Source organism: Flavobacterium frigoris, from assembly GCF_900111075.1.
GTDB classification, from domain to species: domain Bacteria; phylum Bacteroidota; class Bacteroidia; order Flavobacteriales; family Flavobacteriaceae; genus Flavobacterium; species Flavobacterium frigoris.
Genome location: NZ_FOFZ01000014.1, coordinates 19182 through 34047, shown reverse-complemented (window position 1 = coordinate 34047; position 14866 = coordinate 19182). Strand labels below are relative to the sequence as shown.

19 protein-coding genes are annotated in these 14866 nt (G+C 32.2%); all 19 read right to left on the bottom strand.

From position 1 onward, the window contains the following. Window positions 1-116: 116 nt before the first annotated feature. A complete protein-coding gene (locus tag BMW63_RS14830) occupies window positions 117-2147 on the bottom strand; it encodes an OmpA family protein (RefSeq protein ID WP_074724256.1) in 2031 nt (676 codons plus the stop codon). Between the two features lie 73 nt (window positions 2148-2220). Then, entirely contained in the window at window positions 2221-4023 is a 1803-nt protein-coding gene (locus BMW63_RS14825; protein WP_074724255.1) for an Ig-like domain-containing protein, read from the bottom strand. Window positions 4024-4740: 717 nt separating this feature from the next. Next, window positions 4741-5070, bottom strand: coding sequence for a hypothetical protein (locus BMW63_RS14820; RefSeq protein ID WP_074724254.1), 330 nt, complete (start codon window positions 5068-5070; stop codon window positions 4741-4743). A 1-nt stretch (window position 5071) separates the two neighbouring features. Continuing rightward, complete coding sequence (locus BMW63_RS14815) at window positions 5072-5419, bottom strand: hypothetical protein (protein ID WP_074724253.1); 348 nt, start codon at window positions 5417-5419, stop codon at window positions 5072-5074. Between the two features lie 40 nt (window positions 5420-5459). After that, window positions 5460-5753 carry a YtxH domain-containing protein gene (locus BMW63_RS14810; protein ID WP_074724252.1) on the bottom strand — a complete coding sequence of 98 codons (294 nt, stop codon included), beginning with the start codon at window positions 5751-5753 and terminating at the stop codon, window positions 5460-5462. Window positions 5754-5785: 32 nt separating this feature from the next. Then, complete coding sequence (locus BMW63_RS18025; RefSeq protein WP_139174262.1) at window positions 5786-5938, bottom strand: lmo0937 family membrane protein; 153 nt, start codon at window positions 5936-5938, stop codon at window positions 5786-5788. 73 nt (window positions 5939-6011) lie between these two features. After that, window positions 6012-6644, bottom strand: coding sequence for a porin family protein (locus tag BMW63_RS14805; protein WP_074724251.1), 633 nt, complete (start codon window positions 6642-6644; stop codon window positions 6012-6014). A 198-nt stretch (window positions 6645-6842) separates the two neighbouring features. Next, window positions 6843-7028: a CsbD family protein gene (locus BMW63_RS14800; RefSeq protein WP_074724250.1), complete on the bottom strand. Its 186-nt coding sequence runs from the start codon at window positions 7026-7028 to the stop codon at window positions 6843-6845. A gap of 230 nt (window positions 7029-7258) precedes the next feature. Further along, window positions 7259-8002: an MlaD family protein gene (locus tag BMW63_RS14795; RefSeq protein ID WP_074724249.1), complete on the bottom strand. Its 744-nt coding sequence runs from the start codon at window positions 8000-8002 to the stop codon at window positions 7259-7261. Between the two features lie 23 nt (window positions 8003-8025). Then, window positions 8026-8805 (bottom strand): ABC transporter ATP-binding protein, encoded by a 780-nt coding sequence (locus tag BMW63_RS14790; RefSeq protein WP_074724248.1) that lies wholly within the window; start codon window positions 8803-8805, stop codon window positions 8026-8028. A 1-nt stretch (window position 8806) separates the two neighbouring features. After that, on the bottom strand, window positions 8807-9565 hold the full coding sequence (locus tag BMW63_RS14785) for an MlaE family ABC transporter permease (protein ID WP_074724247.1): 759 nt from the start codon (window positions 9563-9565) through the stop codon (window positions 8807-8809). Between the two features lie 306 nt (window positions 9566-9871). Continuing rightward, window positions 9872-10255 (bottom strand): hypothetical protein, encoded by a 384-nt coding sequence (locus tag BMW63_RS14780; RefSeq protein WP_074724246.1) that lies wholly within the window; start codon window positions 10253-10255, stop codon window positions 9872-9874. 259 nt (window positions 10256-10514) lie between these two features. Beyond that, window positions 10515-11417: a YihY/virulence factor BrkB family protein gene (locus BMW63_RS14775; protein ID WP_074724245.1), complete on the bottom strand. Its 903-nt coding sequence runs from the start codon at window positions 11415-11417 to the stop codon at window positions 10515-10517. Between the two features lie 286 nt (window positions 11418-11703). Beyond that, window positions 11704-12147 (bottom strand): hypothetical protein, encoded by a 444-nt coding sequence (locus tag BMW63_RS14770; protein ID WP_074724244.1) that lies wholly within the window; start codon window positions 12145-12147, stop codon window positions 11704-11706. A 126-nt stretch (window positions 12148-12273) separates the two neighbouring features. After that, window positions 12274-12747, bottom strand: a complete 474-nt coding sequence (locus tag BMW63_RS14765; protein ID WP_074724243.1) for a Dps family protein — start codon at window positions 12745-12747, stop codon at window positions 12274-12276. Window positions 12748-12857: 110 nt separating this feature from the next. Beyond that, complete coding sequence (locus BMW63_RS14760) at window positions 12858-13070, bottom strand: hypothetical protein (protein ID WP_074724242.1); 213 nt, start codon at window positions 13068-13070, stop codon at window positions 12858-12860. Window positions 13071-13392: 322 nt separating this feature from the next. Then, window positions 13393-13587, bottom strand: a complete 195-nt coding sequence (locus BMW63_RS14755; RefSeq protein ID WP_074724241.1) for a hypothetical protein — start codon at window positions 13585-13587, stop codon at window positions 13393-13395. 61 nt (window positions 13588-13648) lie between these two features. After that, window positions 13649-13816: a Thivi_2564 family membrane protein gene (locus BMW63_RS18635; RefSeq protein WP_317040297.1), complete on the bottom strand. Its 168-nt coding sequence runs from the start codon at window positions 13814-13816 to the stop codon at window positions 13649-13651. A gap of 175 nt (window positions 13817-13991) precedes the next feature. Beyond that, window positions 13992-14813 carry an ice-binding protein gene (locus tag BMW63_RS14750; protein WP_074724240.1) on the bottom strand — a complete coding sequence of 274 codons (822 nt, stop codon included), beginning with the start codon at window positions 14811-14813 and terminating at the stop codon, window positions 13992-13994. Between the last annotated feature and the right edge of the window lie 53 nt (window positions 14814-14866).

The window sequence follows — 14866 nt, the reverse complement described above, 5'->3', positions numbered from 1 at the left end:
CAGTAGGCACAGAGTTGTATTAGGGATTAATTTTAAACAAAAAAAAGAGGATAGACCGTTAAGTTTCTATCCTCTTTTTTAAATCTAAAAAATAAGTTTGTCGTTAAATGGACTTATTATTTTACAGCTACAATATCAATTATAACAGTTCTGTTGTAAGAACGTTCCTCTGGAGTTTTATTATCAAAAGGAGAGTTGCTGTCATTCTCTCCAAATCCATTTAATTCAAATTTAACATCATTTCTACCCGCTTTAGATAGCGCATTTTCAATGATAGTTTTCACATCGTTTGCACGAGCTAAAGATAAATCTTGATTGTAAACTTCTTCACCTATAACGTCAGTGTGACCATGAACTATTACTGTTGCTCCAACAGGGATTTTTGGTGTAATAACATCAGTCAAATATTTTTCATAGATGGCAATAGCTTTTGATTTATTAAATTCATAAATAATACTATATCTAAGACCTTCTTCTATTTTAGCTGGTGTCCAAAGAACAACATGCATAGGTGCTTCATTTTGTATAACAGCACCACTTTTAGTTTGACCTATCATTTTTACTTTGAAATCTCCTTCGGGACGGCTTCCTAAAATTGCTTTTCCTGGAATACGAACTTCATCTTGAGTATATGGTCCGAAAGATTGTGATTTACCTTTTTCATCAGTTATTTGCAATGACCAAGTAGATAAAGCTTCACCAGCTCCTTTATTGTTAAAAGTTACATAACTTGAAGCTGGAGCTTCTTGAAGTGGAACAATTTTCACCGGTTTTAATTGAGCATCAGGACCACTTTGAAATTCCATTAATAAATCTGGAGAATTACTTTCGATAGAAACTCTGCGGTCTCCTTCACGAAGAAGTCCTAATTCAAGTGTTCCACCTGGTTGTTCTGCTGGAATGTTTGGTTTGGTTTGACCTTTAGTACTTATTCTAGATGGATTTATTGCAAATACATCAACTAAATATGTTTTGATTGATTCTGCCATCGCTAAACCATCTTCCGGTCCTTGTTCTGATGAACCTACCAAAGAAATAGTTGCATTTGGATTTTTCTGCATACGGTCACCAAGGATGTTTAAAACATTGTAATAAACAGTCATTTGTCTTTTTGAACGATCTGATAAATTTTTTGGCGCAAAAACTTCCAATTGGTCTTCTTTGAAATCCTTTACCTGACCTTTGTTTAATAGAACATAACGGTTTGGTATTTCACTTGATCCAGCGTTAAAATACACATAGTTTCTAAGAGGGAAAATTTCAGTAATTCTAAGGTCTCTAGGAACATTACTAGGAGAATCTACAGAAAACGAAACTTCTTTATCTGCTACGATATCTGTAGCTTCCTGAATGTTTTTTCCTTGTCCAAATTTAAGTGCAACACCTGCTCTTACAGTTGTATTGTTCCATGTTTCTGTTGAACGTGGATCTTGACCAAAATAAGGTTGGAAAGAAACAAAAGGAGACAATACAAATTGTGTTTTGTTTGCATCTGTTGAAAGTGGAATATCGTAGCCTGCTCCAATTTGCATGGAAACGATTGTTTTTTGAATATTATCAAAATCACCTGTTACTGCAGCGTTAGCTGTTTGTTCTGGGAATGCTGGGTTAGTACCTAATTGATATGTAAATGATTTATCCAAGTTGAAAGCCAAACGTGGTCCACCATATAAATAAAAATTAGATTTAAAAGGAGCAAAACGCACACTTGGTTCTACTGTAATGTAAGTTAAGTCAGTTGATAAATCAGCAGGACAGTCACATGCAGTAATCACTTGGTCAAAATCAGCTTTACGACTATCATAACCAGCTTGTAACATAACACCCCATTTTGAATCAGCAGGACGATACTCTAAAAGTGGCGCAATGAAAAGTCCAGCTCCAAATCCATCATGAAATGCCTTTGGCGACGTAAAACTTGCATTCAATTGTTGCGTTGAACCACGATAAAAATTAAAATTGGCTCCACCTGCTACACCAAAGTACCATGAAGGTTTTGCGTATTTGACTGCAATAGTTTCCTGCGCTTGTACAGCTGTTTGAAAACTTAACATGGCTAAAGCAATCATTCCGATGCTTTTGATGGTAAGATTAGTTGGAGTCCATGCAGTACATGATTTGTCCGTATAAATAGTTTTTAATTTCATTTTTTTTATTATTAGGTTTTATTTAAAATATATCCCGCCCTGAGACGGGATATGTAAAACTTAGGGGTGTTACTTAATTAGCGGGAATATTAATAATGGTATTTACCATAGTAACAGACGCTACTAATGAAATAGCTCTTCCGTTTAATACTGTTTCCTGACCAGGCAACGTAGTACTATTTGCTGGTGCAGACAATGTCACACCCTCTTCTGCAATGATATTTCCAACCATTACACCACCACCGCCGTAGTTAATTTCTGCTTGGCTACCTACGTACCAGTAAACATTGTTTGGATTACCAACACCATTCTTGAACTTAACACTTCTAGGTGCTGTTGAAGACCCTACTGTTAAGGAAGATACTGCTTGGAAAATCCATACTGCATTTGCATCACCTTGGGCATCTAATTCTAAATCAAGATTTGTAATTTTATATGAATCAACTGATGATTTATAAACACCTGGAGGTAAAGATAGTCCTCCTAGTTCTCCTACACCTATAGCACTTCCACCTGGTTTTGAAGCTGGAGAAATACTATTATAAAGATCTCTTGCTGCATTTAATCCTTCTAGTGCTTTTGCTGCTTTAAGAGCGCTTCCTGGTGCAGGTGCCGCGGCAAAAATTCCACCGTTAACTAAACCATTATTAAGAGTAGTAATTGTATACACCTCAAATGGGGATGCCTTAGTATCTGTGAACCCAGTTACTTTAGTAGATACAGCTGTTGTACCGATAGGACCGTTATTAACTCTTGTGGTTAGTCCTTGATTTGTTATTCCTGCTGTTCCACCAAAAACTCCATAAAATAAATTTGATGTGCTAGGTGCAACTGGTACTGTAGGAGTAATTAATGTTGTAAAGTTCCATATTTTATCATTTGCCAAAGGCACTCCCGCAACATTTTTTGTCGCAATTGTAATTGTAGCAGTATATACTTTTCCTTCCAATAAATTATTGTCTGGATTAAAAGTAGCAATAGTTCCTGCAGTATTAAGAGTTACAACTCCCGGAATAGTTGTTATACCTTGTTTCAAGGTGAAATTAGTATTATTAATTGTTGCTGCATCCATTGGCATATCAAACGTTGCGACAATCGTTTTGTTGACATTTACTCCTGTTGAATTAGGAAAAGGATCTGTAGAAGTCACTATTGGAGCTATTATGGTCCCAGTTGTAAATTTCCAAACATAGTCTGCAGCTATAGACGTATTGTCTAAATTAGTTACAGCTGCTGAAACAGTTGCCGTGTAGACTGTATTTGCTGCCAATGCTAATGTAGGAGTAAATACAGCTGTGTTTCCGCTGTAGGATACAATTCCTGAAACATCAGTAGTTCCTTGTTTTACAGTATATGTGGTCCCAGTGATAGTACTAGCTTTCATTGGCATATTGAATGTTACACTTACTAATTTATTTAAAACTACGTTATTAGCGTTGTTCTCTGGATCAGTTGATGCAACCATTGGAGTTACTGTTAACCCAGTACTAAAAGTCCAATTAGTTTCTGTTTGTAGCGCGTTACCCGTAAGGTCTAATATTGTTCTCTTTATTGTAACATTGTAAGTTGTATTAGGAGAAAGTAAAGCAGATGGCTTGAACGTTGCCGTTTTACCTGCATATGTGATTACACCCGCTACTTGCGAAGTACCATTTAAAGTAAATGAAGACTGATTTATAGTTTCAACATTCATTTCCTCATTAAAGGTTACAGTAATCAATTGATCCAAAGGAACGTTAGTAGCTCCATTGATTGGAGTGGTATTTGTCACAACTGGACAAACGCCATCGACCTCTATAAAATCGTCTTTCGCACAACCGGAAATTAAAGCAATAAATAGTATTGCAAAGGTTAATAGTAAATTTTTAGTTTTCATTTTATTTAAGTTTAGGGGATTAATTATTTTATGAAGCAAAGGTTGGTTTAATTACTTGTACAAGTATTACACTATTAAAAGATATACTTCTATAATTCACTTATATGAAATGTTAAAAATTAAATAAAGTTACTGTAAATCAAGGTTTTATATATTTAATTTTGTTAACAAACTGTTATTTGACTAATTTATGCCGCTAAAAAAACTAAAAAAGAGAACTAAAAAAGGAAAGTAAATTTGATTTTAAGAAATTAATATCTTAAAATAGTTATTATAAGCATGATTTTTCGCTTAGTTATCATTAGAAAAACAGGTGGAGGATACCAATTTCGATTTTATAAATAGCGCAGCGTCTCTGAGCGAACTCAAATATTGTAAAGTAGTATTTTTTTGGCTTCTTGTTGAAGATCTAAGATAGGTAGGGAGTTCCTTAATTAATCCATCACGGGACTGTACTGATTCTTCATGCTTTTATTGATTTTAATACGCGAGTGCTTTAGTCACAATTATCAATTCTTCTTTTTAATTTTTTGCTCAGTACGAGCTAATAAAGGTTTATTAGAAGATTGACAATTAAACTAAAAGGATTACTGGATGTTACTATTTCGTGTCGCTTTCTTAGAAAGAATATAAATTAATAGTATTATTCGAATCATAATAAACAAATTGATTTATTTAAAATATAGAGTGAAATTTTCATTAAAGAAGTAATAATTTCTAGTTGTTATTGCGTCTCGCAACTAAGTTTGTTACGGCAAATTGTAATACGGTTCCAAGTATCCTTTTTATTGGATTGTGGGTTGAACCCAACAATAATTTCTTTGAGATGTAACCAGTAGATAAACCAATCACAGTATTAAGTATATTGTGTTTTAAATCTGGAGACGTGGTCATTTTGTTTAAAGCACTTTTGACTAAGTTTAAAGGCTTTACACTTTCATATACAACAAGATATTGTTGTTGTAAGGATTGTAATTCTTCTGTCTTTTTTTGTTCCAACAATAAAATCGTTTGGCTCAAATTTTGTGTCGCGTTCCCTTTTTCCATGCTATTTATTTTTCAGCATTTTGGTAATAATAAAATTACTAACTGGTATTTTAATCCATTGATCTTTATAAGAATATAATACAATAGATAGTACTAAATATAAGGCTGCCATTATGAAGAAGCCGCAATAAAAATTCCCAAGAAGTTCACCAATCCAAAACGAAAGACCAAAGTTTAGAAGTAGCAAAAACATAGCAAAAACAATAGCAATTGTTAATCGCGAGATCAAGGAAGATACAACATCTGCTGAAGTGTCAATAACTTTTAGTTTTGCCAATTCCACAGTTGTGCGGGTATAATCTTCTACTTTTTCGAAAAGAATTTCTATTGTTGTTGCTCTGTCATTCATAATTTTATTTTAAGCCGATTGAAGTTTAAAAAAACTATTGTTAGATATTGATATTTTTAATATCCATATTTTCAATGTCTTTTTTAGTTTTCTCAAATTTAGATTTACCTTCCTCAAAAAGACCTTGTCCTTCTTCTTTAAGAACATCATATTTTTTTGAAAGTGTTTCTAATGCAGAATCAAATTTATCTTTTAATTCGTCTTTATAATCGTTGCTTACGTTTTTAATTTTCTTTCTTGTTTTTTTTCCTTTTTCTGGAGCAAACAATATTCCCATTATTGCACCCGCTGCAAGACCACCTAAAACGCCTAATATTACTTTATCTGTTTTCATAATTTTATTTTTAATATGTATATAATTGTATTTTATAATCTTCTTCCTTGGATAAGTCTTAATAGTACTGCAATTACTGCAATTACTAGTAATACATGTATGATTCCTCCCGCGCTAAATGCGAAGAATCCGATTGCCCAAAAAATGATTAAAATTACTGCTAGTGTGTAAAGAAGATTGCTCATGATTTCTATTTTTTATGGATTAGTTATTGTTTTTTAAGGACCGTGATTCTCTTTTTGAATCCCACTTTTATTTTTAGTTAAGTCTTAGACCAACATATACATTAAAGACACTGTTTTTAGCATCTGAATCCGCAAAGCTTCCTTCTTTGAATACTTTTGTTAAACCGTAATTGTATCTTACTCCAAAGTTAACTATTTCTAAATCAACTCCTACTCCTCCTGAAAGACCAGCATCAAACCTTTTAAAATCATTAGTGTCTAATCTAGTTTCAGAGGTAAATAGGTTTGAATCGTTTGTTGTTTTACCACTTACCATATAAGCTGCATACGGTCCAGCATGTATGTTTAAAGCATCTGTAAGATTGAAAACTAGTAGTACAGGAACTTCAATATAGTTTATTTTGAATTGTGCTGTTCCATTTGCAAAAGCATTATTGTAGGTAAGTTCAGCACCTTTAGTAGTATACGATATTTCAGGTTGTATGGATACAGAATTTGTAATTGGGAATTTAGCGTACAAACCTGCATTGAAACCTGTTAACATATTATTGTCGTCTACATTATCAGTATACATATTGGAAAAGTTAAGACCCCCTTTGAACCCAAATGCTGGAGTAGTTGATTTTATGTCTTGCGCATTTGATGCATTAAATGCAAAGCACGTTAGTAAAAAAGTAGCTAACGTCAGTTGTTTTGATTTTTTCATTTTGTTTGTTTTTAAATTTAATTTTTTGGTGCCTGATTGTCTTACAAAGTTCGGGAACTTGATCAGGAAAGTTCTTATATAACTTTTGATAAATGTTATATTATTTACGGTTAGATGATTAATGTTTACTGATTTGCATTTCTATAGTATTTAGCATTTGAAATAATGGAGGCATTTTTTTTAACTCAAGCCGCTACTTTACAGCCTATTAATAATTTGATATAATTCTTGCCTTGTTTTGCCAAACTTAACTTGAAGCTTTGTTATCATTTCTTCTTCTTTGCCTTCGAGAAATAATAATTCAGTATCAGTTAAAGCCGCAATTTTTTTTTTGAGATGCTCCTTTTGCTCTTTCCATGTCTCTTTGAGATCTTTCTTTTGCATTTTAATGTAATTTATATTCTTTACTCAGTATGCTACAAAGTTGGGCAGTTATGAGTTTAAATGTGTTACATAACTTTTATAAGAAGTTATATGATTCACTTATTTTAGGAATAAGAAAACAGTAAAGAAGATTTTATTAGAAGAGAATGCGTATGAATGAAAAAAAAACACCTCTATCTTTTTAAAATGGAGGTGTTTGAAATTATTTACTTGCTGCTTGGATGGCTGATCTACTTCGGCTCTTCACTTTTTTCTTTCAATTCTTTTTCTTTTTCTTTTTCTAACTCTTTAATTTTCTTTTCTTCTGCTTTTTTCTTTTTATTAAAGTACCCTTTTAGTAAAAAATTATGTTTTGCCGCTTCCATATTCTCGCTCAGTCCTTTAGACCCAGTTTGGAGATTGGTTAGTGTTTTTGTTAGGCTGTTTGCAAATTTTTCATCAGTGATTAATTTTGATAGTGCCCCGTTTCCATTATTCATTTTATAAGTGAATTCAGCAAGTTCATTTGTGATGATACCAGCATTGTCCATACTTACTTTAATGCTTCTCATGATTTCATCCATTTCAATTGCTTGAATTGATTTTATGGTCGCATTATCTTTTACGATGCTCTTCGAATTAGTTCCCGGAGATATAGTAAGAACTTTATCTCCCATTAATCCATCTGACCCAATACTAGCAACAGCATCGCTTTTAATGAACTGTTGTACTTCTTCTTTAATTAATAATCGAACAACTACTGATGTATCCGTTACTAACTGTATTTCGCTTACTGTACCAACATTGATTCCCGAAAAAAGCACATTATTTCCGATTTCCAACCCGCTAACATTTTTGAAATTTGAATTTAAACGAAAGGTAGAACCAAACATGTTTTTTTGTTTTCCAACAAAATAAATGGTTGATGTAAACGCCACTAATCCTATTAAAACAAACATTCCTAATTTCCAAGTGCTCCCTGATTTGCTGTTCATAACTAACTTCTTAAATTTAATAATTATAAAAAAAAGGAGCGTACCCATTGGTCTTCACTCGCTTCTAGTTCTTGATAACTGCCCTCTGCATGAATTACTCCATCCTTCAGAATCATAATACGGTCAGCTGTAAGTTTTGCACAGGCCATATCGTGTGTAATAATAATGGAAGAGGTTTTGTTTTTTTTCTTAATTTCTAAAATCAACTCGCTTATTTCCCGTGATGTAATTGTATCTAAACCAGTTGTGGGTTCATCATATAGAATGATCTCAGGTTTCAAGATTAGTGTGCGTGCAAGCGCAATTCTTTTTCGCATTCCTCCTGACAATTCTGAGGGCATTTTATTTATAGCTTCTGCTAAACCTACGCTTGCTAATACCTCTTCAATTTGCTTTTCAACTTCTTGATAGGTCAAATTGGATGCATGACGTTTTAAGGTGAATGCCAGATTTTGTTTAACGGTCATTGAATCATATAAAGCAGAATTTTGAAATAAGAAACCAATTCTAATTCGAACTTCATTAAGTTGATGAGTTGCCAAGTCTAGTACATTTTGACTAAATACTTTTATCTCTCCTTTATCCGGTAAAACTAATCCCACAATACATTTTATTGTTATGGATTTACCAGAACCAGATCGGCCTAATATAACCAGGTCTTCTCCTTTATTTAAGGAAAGGCTAACTCCTTTTAGGACATGATTATTTTCTCCAAAGGTTTTAAAGAGTCCTTTGATTTCTATAACAGGTACTTTACCCTCAATAGAGGCTTGAGGAAGTATAGTTGTTGATTCTTTCTCCATTTTAAAATAGTAAATCAGTTAATTGAACGGCTAACATATCGATGATGAAAATAGTAAGTGAGGCAGTTACTACAGCTGAATTTGCAGCTTGACCCACACTTGCTGTACCATTTTCAGCATTGAATCCTTTGTAACACCCAATCATCCCGATAAAGAAACCAAAAAAGAATGTTTTGATTGTCGCCGGAATAATATCTACGAATGCAAGGGAATCGAATACCTTTGATATATAACGAAAAAAGCTAACGTCTCCATGCATGTTTATACCAATATACCCACCAAACATGCCAATTCCATCAGCAAATATTACTAGTATTGGAACCATAAGCGTTGTTGCTAAAATACGGGTCACCACTAGGTATTTGAACGGATTAATTGCCGCTACTTCCATAGCATCTATTTGTTCTGTTACTTTCATAGAACCCAGCTCAGCTCCTATACCTGATGAAATTTTTCCAGCACAGATTAGTGCGGTGATAACGGGCGCAATTTCTCTAATCAATGAAAGTGCCACCATACCGGGTAACCAAGATTCAGCACCAAATTTAGCTAGGGTAGGGCGAGATTGAAGAGTTAGTACTAATCCCATGATAAAACCTGTTATAGCAACTAAGGGAATAGATTTATACCCTATAATATAACATTGTTTCATGAATTCTTTAAATTCATAAGGAGGAGAAAAAACCTCTTTAAAAAACTTTGTTGCAAATAATGTAACATTACCTACATCATTAAAAATATTTTTTAGATAAACTGTCAAAGCTTCATATGTAATAGAGATTAATAATTAGTACTTGTTGTAATTTTGTATAATAAGGGTTGGATTTATTTAAAGAATTAATTTTATTTTGCTTTAAAAAGCATTTTTAAATGATTTCATTTTATTATGCTACAAAGGTCTTCGTTATCCAATGGACTATTGTTGCATAATATTGAGATAAATTTATATTTTTCACAGTTTTTTTATCGAAAGTGGAAGGAATTAAATAGTCTGGTTTAAAATCGATTTTGGAATCTAGCTTCTAAATAATGACTTTAAATCAAGTTTAGTTTATTAATTGTGGGGTTAGTTTTCTGTAAAATATTTATTTATAAAGGCATGTTGTTGATTTACACTCATTTTGTCTGTTTCTTTTATTTCAACTTTCATTTTCACAAAACGATAATCTTCGCTTAAAACATCAAATAATTCCACTTTGGCATCTGTTGGGCCAAAAAGGACTATTTGTTTGTAGTTTTTAATGGCTTCGCCTATTTTGTTATAATAAGCATATAAAACATGTTGGTCGTTATTAATTGATAATCCGGTTTTTTTTGAAATAGACTGTTCTTTTTTTCTTTCAATAAATTCAGATTCAATTGTTTTAATCTCAAAAGGATTGTTTGTGAATTCCATTAAATATGCAATAGAATGATCCATCCATACTCCTAATTTTTTTACTCTTTTCATGGTATTTATTTGTTTATGGAAATGCTAAAAAAATAAGTATAGAATTTCATAGTTTGTAATACATTAAAATTCAGTATTTTAATATAAAATTATGTTATACAACTTTTGAATAAACTTATATAATTTACAGATGTAATAAGATAGAGGTAGAAATTGTGACGGAGTTTAATCTGGACTAGATTTAGTTAATTAATCATAATTGATTATTAATTTATCATGAAAATTGGATCATTTAAGGAGCAATAAAGGAATCAGCTAATTATATTTTTTTACTATTGGAAGATTCTTTTTTTGCGATTGTGGTGGGAGCAATAGTGCCAGAGTAAAATTTGGCGTAAGCAGCTGTAAATTCGGCGCCAAAAAACAGAATCATAGAAGAGTATGAAACCCATAATAAAATTAAAATTATGGAACCCGCAACTCCATAAATAGATGCTGGATTGGCTGTGCTGAAATAAAAGGCTAATACTGTTTTGCCAATGGTAAATAGAATTCCAGTTACTATAGATCCTAGCCAAACATGCTTCCATTTAATTTTGGCATCCGGTAAAATTTTAAACATTAGTGCAAAAAGTACCGATATCACCCCAAACGAAAATAAAAAATTTAATATATTGAAAAAAAGGATAGTGGAGTCATCCGTATATCCTTTGATCCAATTGGCCATACTGGATAAACCGGTACTGATAACCAAAGAGACCAGAAGTAAAAAAGCGATGGCTAATATTAGCCCAAAGGAAAATAATCTTGCTTTTAGAATAGTTAAAATCCCTTTTTGTTGAAGTACTTCTACATGCCAAATCAAGTTGAGCGATTTTTGCAATTCAACAAATACAGCTGTTGATCCAACAAGTAAAATAGTGACGCCAATTATAGATCCCCATACCGTAGATTTTGATTCGGTAGATTTAATTAGAATTTGACTGATCTGGATTGACGTTTCTGTTCCCATAGTGCTCGAAATCTGTTCTAAGATATTTTTATTTACAACGTCATTTCCAAAGAAATAACCAGCAATAGAAATGATTAACACTAATAATCCTGGTATACTAAAAATGGAATAATAGGCAATAACAGCGCTTTGTCTAAAAGGATCTTTATCGTTCCAAGCGGCAAAAGTTGTTGATAGTAGCGTGACTGTATCCTTAGTTTTAAATTGCATTTTTTGCTGTTTATAGGATTTTTAAAATTTACAAAGGTCTTTTTTTAGGCGTTTAAAGTATTGTGTAACTTTCTAAATAAATTATACTATTTACACTTTTATTATACAATGTTTTCTTCTATTCGAAAATAAAAATATCTCTACCTAAAAAAGGGTTGCATTTTACTGCAACCCTTTAACCAAACCAAACCAAAAAAAATTATTAAAATGATCCGCTTTTTTAATTTATGTAAAAAAGCGACAATCTTTTTATCGTGACTTTCCTAATTAATATCTTTTCTAGATATTATAAATTTCGTGTGCTAAGGATTATTTCCTTATCAGGGTACTGAACTTCTGCATCTTCTTCAGCAGTTATAAATATTTTCGTAGGCTTTATTGGAGTAACTGTTTCAAAAGTCGCTTTCAATTTTGAAGACAAAAATTTTGAATCACTTTTTATCTGACCAATATTTTTAACCATTGAATCGTCTGATTCCATCCATACGACGTAAGCCTTTTTTGATGACTCAAGTCGCTTTACCTCTGCCAAGTTTTCCAATTTAATTTGAATCAGGTAGTTCTTATTATTATCTTTTGTTATCTTGACATCACCACGCGCTGCTGGAACAATAGTTGAAGTTTGAAAAGCAACCTTTTTGGAGCAAGAAGTTAAGGATGCCGTAAACAGGATTAATAATAGGCCTAAAAAGAGGTTTTTTGTAATTGTACTTAAAGTAGTTTTTTTCATGATGTCTGTAATTATGATATGCTATTTAATAAATTTTTATAAAAATTGATTGAAAATTCACTCCTTAGTAAAAACGAGACCCGTAAGGTTACTTCAATAAATAAGAAGGAGCGAAGTATAAATTGTCTAGCTTAAATACCTTCTTAATATCCATGCTATTGTTTCGTGTTCTTGTAACATTCCCGTTAGAAAATCAGCAGTACCAATATCTTTGTTTTCTTTTTCAGATACTTCGATTCCAGTACGAAGCGAAACAATAACTGTTTCATGATCATTTAATAACTCTGCTAACATTTCTTTTTGAGATGGATACTTACTAGGTGATTCTTTAAGGTGGGTAAGTTTAGAAAACTCTGCCATTGTTCCAATTGTTTTACCTCCAAGTTTGTTGATGCGTTCAGCAATTTCATCTATACTTTCCTCTAATTGTTTGTATTGATTTTCAAACAATTTGTGTATTTCCATAAAGCTCTCTCCGCAAACGTTCCAATGGAATTTTCTAGTTTTAATATAGAGCGTCATCCCATCTGCTAAAACGGAGGAAAGTAATGTAACACTGTTTGCTAAATGATTTTCTGTAATTCCAATTTGTGGTTTCATAATGCTAAATTTTATATTTTAATAGTGTATTGAGTTAGGAACCATTTTGAATTTTAATAGTTATTGTGCAGCAATAAAGCTTTTAAACTGATTTAAAATTTTAAAAATAATTATTTTTTATCTTTTGCAACAAGGACAACACCGCCTATGATTAGTACAACGCCAACGATTGGTGACCATTGAACAGGATGATTTTGTTGCTTGTTTATCTCTATTGGTCCTATGTCGACAACCTTTTCAGTAGTCACATAATTAAATCCGGTATAAAACACCATAATAGCTCCAATAATTATTATTAGTATTCCTATGTTTTTTGCATTCATCGATGTTACGTTTTTGATGTTAAAATTTGATTGTTCCTGTTTTTTAAAATGCTATACGGTAGGTGTATCTGTATTTAATAATCAATTCAAAAAACATTACATTTTTAAATCTGATCGTAAATATTTAAATCAGCTAATTTTATGTAAAAAATTGATTTATCAAACTATCTAAAGATACCATTCAAAAATTTGTAATCAAATAAAAATTGCATTTCTTTCTAATTTTAATAAATTTCCAATCACATACAGCCTAATTATGATTAATCAGTTCCAATTGATTCCTCCAGTAATAGCAATGAGGATATGTCAATTTTGATTTTACTTATGATTCGTCTTTTGTAGTTCTAACTAGACTTATTCCTGATGTAAAGAATATTAGCCCTAGTATTCCGTAGATTATTAACGCTTTAATATCTTGATTACCGCCTGAGGTATTCATAAATAATACTGCAGCATATATTAGCGCTCCGATACCAAGGGCTGTAAGTAAAGCCCCAAAGATTCTTTTAAGATTCATAATTTTATTTTTTTAGATTTATAAATTTCATAACTTTTTTTTATAGATAGGATCAATTGAATTAAGAACTGAAAAGCCCAAAAGCATTAAGTATCCATATGATAGTCACAATTATAATTAGTGAATTGAATATATTTTTTATTGTAATATCCATAGGAACATAAGTATTTATCAGCCAAAGAACAGCTCCGATAACAATAAAAGCTAACAATATGCTAATTAATGACATGATGATAATTTCTAATTATATTATAATCAAAGGTAAAGCTCTTATAGGCAGTATGTTTTATATAATTTGGATGAAAAGTTTCATCATTCACAGATTTTCTTCAATATTATTCGATATAAAAAAAAGCACCGTTTGCCATAGGGCATCTGGTGCTTTCTTAAAAATATAGGTTTTTTTATTGTGGTCTTTTAACAGTATTCATTTGCAGTGTAACTGCAGTTTGAGCCATCATTTTCCCATTTATTGAAGCTCCTGTTTTTAGATTAATTCCGGTTTTGCTTAATATGATTCCTTCAAAATGACTTGTAGTTCCTAGTGTAACTGCACCAGCTGTTTGCCAAAAGATATTTTTAGCTTGAGCGCCACCAGCAAGTGTAATTCTCACTGCATTACTCATATCAAGATTTCCTGCGACTTGGAATATCCATACATCAGTGGGGCTTCCTGAAATTGTGATGTCGGTAGGGATCAAAAGGTCGCTTGTCCAAGTATACAGGCCTGGTGTAAGTGTTTTACCTCCAATGCTTCCAGCCCCTAAATTTAGGAAATTAGGGTTAGAACGTCCTGCGGCATCCGTATATGCAGTTTGCATGTCACCCACGGCTGTTGTTAATCTCGTAGCATTAGTTACTCTACAAGGAAGTGGTCCAGCAGCGTCAACTGTATAAATTGTACCAGTTACTTCATTACATTTCAATAAAATAGCAGCTCCAGTTATAGGACTTACGCCAATATCTCCTGTAACATCAGATTTATAGACATCAGTAATTCCTGTTTTAGACAGAATCACAAAATTCTCTGCAACACCAAGATTTATGCCTTTCAATGCCGAAACTTGTGACGAAGTACTAGCTTCCTGTTTTGGAGATGAAATAGGCGTGGTTTCATATTTAGAATTTGCTATTACTAGTTCTGAGGATTCGGCATCTGCACTACAACTTGATAGTACTCCAACTAATAGCATCGCTATCATTGGTATTACTTTTACTAATTTCATAAATTGGGGTTTAAATTGTGAATTAATTATCACTATTCAAATGTGATGATATT

Bases quoted from the DNA above. Each gene is read 5' to 3' on its own strand.
- BMW63_RS14790 (WP_074724248.1), bottom strand. From the start codon at position 8,805: ATGGAGAAAGAATCAACAACTATACTTCCTCAAGCCTCTATTGAGGGT.
- BMW63_RS14770 (WP_074724244.1), bottom strand. From the start codon at position 12,147: ATGAAAAAAACTACTTTAAGTACAATTACAAAAAACCTCTTTTTAGGC.
- BMW63_RS14760 (WP_074724242.1), bottom strand. From the start codon at position 13,070: ATGAATGCAAAAAACATAGGAATACTAATAATAATTATTGGAGCTATT.
- BMW63_RS14810 (WP_074724252.1), bottom strand. From the start codon at position 5,753: ATGAAAACAGATAAAGTAATATTAGGCGTTTTAGGTGGTCTTGCAGCG.
- BMW63_RS14805 (WP_074724251.1), bottom strand. From the start codon at position 6,644: ATGAAAAAATCAAAACAACTGACGTTAGCTACTTTTTTACTAACGTGC.
- BMW63_RS14815 (WP_074724253.1), bottom strand. From the start codon at position 5,419: ATGAATGACAGAGCAACAACAATAGAAATTCTTTTCGAAAAAGTAGAA.
- BMW63_RS14800 (WP_074724250.1), bottom strand. From the start codon at position 7,028: ATGCAAAAGAAAGATCTCAAAGAGACATGGAAAGAGCAAAAGGAGCAT.
- BMW63_RS14825 (WP_074724255.1), bottom strand. From the start codon at position 4,023: ATGAAAACTAAAAATTTACTATTAACCTTTGCAATACTATTTATTGCT.
- BMW63_RS14795 (WP_074724249.1), bottom strand. From the start codon at position 8,002: ATGAACAGCAAATCAGGGAGCACTTGGAAATTAGGAATGTTTGTTTTA.
- BMW63_RS14820 (WP_074724254.1), bottom strand. From the start codon at position 5,070: ATGGAAAAAGGGAACGCGACACAAAATTTGAGCCAAACGATTTTATTG.
- BMW63_RS14830 (WP_074724256.1), bottom strand. From the start codon at position 2,147: ATGAAATTAAAAACTATTTATACGGACAAATCATGTACTGCATGGACT.
- BMW63_RS14750 (WP_074724240.1), bottom strand. From the start codon at position 14,813: ATGAAATTAGTAAAAGTAATACCAATGATAGCGATGCTATTAGTTGGA.
- BMW63_RS14780 (WP_074724246.1), bottom strand. From the start codon at position 10,255: ATGAAAAGAGTAAAAAAATTAGGAGTATGGATGGATCATTCTATTGCA.
- BMW63_RS14775 (WP_074724245.1), bottom strand. From the start codon at position 11,417: ATGCAATTTAAAACTAAGGATACAGTCACGCTACTATCAACAACTTTT.
- BMW63_RS18635 (WP_317040297.1), bottom strand. From the start codon at position 13,816: ATGTCATTAATTAGCATATTGTTAGCTTTTATTGTTATCGGAGCTGTT.
- BMW63_RS18025 (WP_139174262.1), bottom strand. From the start codon at position 5,938: ATGAGCAATCTTCTTTACACACTAGCAGTAATTTTAATCATTTTTTGG.
- BMW63_RS14765 (WP_074724243.1), bottom strand. From the start codon at position 12,747: ATGAAACCACAAATTGGAATTACAGAAAATCATTTAGCAAACAGTGTT.
- BMW63_RS14755 (WP_074724241.1), bottom strand. From the start codon at position 13,587: ATGAATCTTAAAAGAATCTTTGGGGCTTTACTTACAGCCCTTGGTATC.